Source organism: Psychrobacter sp., assembly GCF_035469765.1.
Lineage (GTDB): Bacteria > Pseudomonadota > Gammaproteobacteria > Pseudomonadales > Moraxellaceae > Psychrobacter.
On the sequence record NZ_DATIRM010000195.1, the window covers coordinates 1 to 2,641 of the forward strand.

The following is a 2,641-nucleotide window of genomic DNA, read 5'->3' on the forward strand; positions in this document are numbered from 1 at the left end:
AATAACCATTTAGACCCAGCTGGGTAAACCAATCTCGGCGGCAGTTTTCAAAGAAAACCAAGTGATTGGCATGATAGACTATACCGCCAGCATCGGTATGATTGATATAGACATTATAGTTGGTCGCAAATAGCGGCGTGGCCGTGCCCTCAGGTTTCGTTACAGTAGTTGAATTTTTATCAGTCGCTTTTATCATAATAATGCTCAATAGATTTTTAATAATATGTTGTTATAAATTTGGCTAGGTATCTTGATAACAGGGCTTAATAGCATGGTACGGCAAATAGCCAAATAGTGAGGCTAAATAACCACTCTATATCAAGATATAAAAGGGCGCAACAGCTAGCGCTGTCTATGTCTGCTAACATAAGCGTATTTGTTTTATTTTATAGTGGCGATATTTGTTTATAAGCGCATTTTAAAACTGCATTTATTGATCAAAGCAGTTGTTCATAGTCGCACTGTTTATAGAATTACCGTGCTTTCATTTATTAGGATAGGATAATTTATGACCCGTTTTGTTTGTTTTAATATCAATGGTATCCGTGCCCGTCAACATCAGCTAGAAGGGGTGCGAGATATTATCGATCCTGATGTCATGGGTCTGCAAGAAACCAAGGTACATGATGAGCAGTTTCCCCTTGAAAATGTAGAAGGCTTGGGCTATCACGTTGAGTATTTTGGACAAAAGGCACATTATGGGGTGGCATTATTATCGAAAGTTGCGCCTATTTTTGTGCAAAAGGGCTTTCCTGGAGAAGATGAAGAGGCGCAAAAACGTTTTATTCATGCGCGTTATGAGTTTGATGAGCGTGAGATTGATGTGCTTAATGGCTATTTCCCCCAAGGCGAGAGCCAAGATCATCCGACCAAATTCCCGATGAAACGCGCTTATTATGCCAATTTAATGGCATATATTGATACGCTAAAGGCAGAAGGTCGCTCGCTAGTGATTATGGGTGATATGAATATTGCCCCTGAAGATATCGATATTGGGATTGGTGAGGTGAATGCTAAGCGTTGGTTAAAAAATAGAAAGACTTCATTTTTACCAGAGGAGCGTGAGTGGTATAGCAAACTGATGTCACGTGAGTTGAACGATACCTATCGTTTGCATTATCCAGAAAGTACCGAGTTATACAGCTGGTTTGATTATCGCAGTCGCGGTTTCGATGATGACCCTAAGCGCGGATTGCGTATTGATCATATTTTATGTACCTCTGATTTGGTTGAGCATTGTGTTGATGCCGGCATCAGCTACGAGCTGCGCAGTATGGAAAAACCCTCTGACCATGCGCCCATTTGGACAGAATTTGATTTAAATAAAGTATAATATTTTTGGCATGATATGCAAAACTGTATCACCAATAAAATACCCAAATATGAACAAATAAGGAATGAGCTATGGCGGTTGGTAATGTTGCAGTACCTGAGACGATTTATCCTATTGAAGGCATCAAGTTAAGCGCTACCGCAGCAGGCGTACGTTATAAAGATCGTGATGATTTGGTGATTATCGAGATCGCAGCTGATGCCGCCACTGCGGTGGTGACGACTAAGAATGCATTTTGCGCTGCACCTGTACGCATATTGCGTGAACATATTGCCAAAGCTTCTCCACGTTATTTGGTGACCAATACCGGAAATGCTAATGCGGGTACGGGTGCTGATGGCAAGCGCCGTGCGGCAGATATCTGTATGGCTTTGGCTGCTAAAGCTGGCGTCGATAGTAATACTGTATTGCCATTTTCGACGGGTGTTATTGGTGAGCCGTTAAATAGTGAAGCGATTATCGCAGGACTAGACAACGCATTAGCCAATCTAGCGCCTGATAATTGGCTTGCTGCCGCGAATGGTATTCGTACTACAGATACTATTCCAAAGCTTGCTAGTAAAAAGGTTGATGTTGCTGGCAGTAGTTATCATATCACTGGCATGTCAAAAGGCTCAGGTATGATACGTCCTAATATGGCAACCATGCTTGGCTATGTGGCAACCGATGCCAATATCGCTGCTGACTTATTGCAAGAGATGCTAAACGCCATCAATGAGCAGTCTTTTAACCGTATTACGGTTGATGGTGATACCTCGACCAATGATTGCTGCGTACTGATAGCGACAGGTGCAGCGGGCTCAGATGTCATTGATAGCCCTGAGCATCCGCATTATCAGCCAATGTTTGAGGCGTTAGTTGAGGTCTTTATACGTTTGGCACAATTGATTGTCCGTGATGGCGAAGGCGCCACTAAATTTATGACGGTCAAAGTTACAGGTGGTAAAACCACACAAGAGTGTTGTGATGTGGCATATGCGGTTGCACATTCACCCTTGGTCAAAACGGCATTTTTTGCCAGTGATGCCAACTGGGGGCGTATATTAGCAGCCGTCGGTTATGCTGGGGTTGAAGACCTCGATACCGAGCAAGTCGATGTCTATTTGGACGAAGTTATGATTTGTCAAAACGGTGGTGTTGCACCAAATTATACAGAAGAGGCGGGCAAGACGGTGATGAGTCGCCCTGAGATTACTATTCATATCGATCTTGCACGTGGTGAAGCCCATGATACGGTTTATACCTGCGATTTATCTTATGACTATGTGAAAATAAATGCAGATTATCGTAGCTAAATAATTTTAATGC

At 42.7% G+C, this 2,641-nt stretch carries 2 protein-coding genes and 1 pseudogene; 2 read left to right on the forward strand and 1 reads right to left on the reverse strand.

Features of this window, described 5'->3' with window-relative positions; all coding sequences use genetic code 11:
• A pseudogene (locus VLN09_RS05600) lies at nucleotides 1–196 on the reverse strand (thioesterase); the annotation flags it as partial.
• Between the two features lie 312 nt (nucleotides 197–508).
• Between VLN09_RS05600 and xthA the strand changes: the two are divergent.
• Nucleotides 509–1,333 (forward strand): exodeoxyribonuclease III, encoded by an 825-nt coding sequence (gene xthA, locus VLN09_RS05605; RefSeq protein WP_325244486.1) that lies wholly within the window; start codon nucleotides 509–511, stop codon nucleotides 1,331–1,333.
• Nucleotides 1,334–1,404: 71 nt separating this feature from the next.
• A complete protein-coding gene (gene argJ, locus VLN09_RS05610; protein ID WP_325244487.1) occupies nucleotides 1,405–2,628 on the forward strand; it encodes a bifunctional glutamate N-acetyltransferase/amino-acid acetyltransferase ArgJ in 1,224 nt (407 codons plus the stop codon).
• Nucleotides 2,629–2,641: the final 13 nt, after the last annotated feature.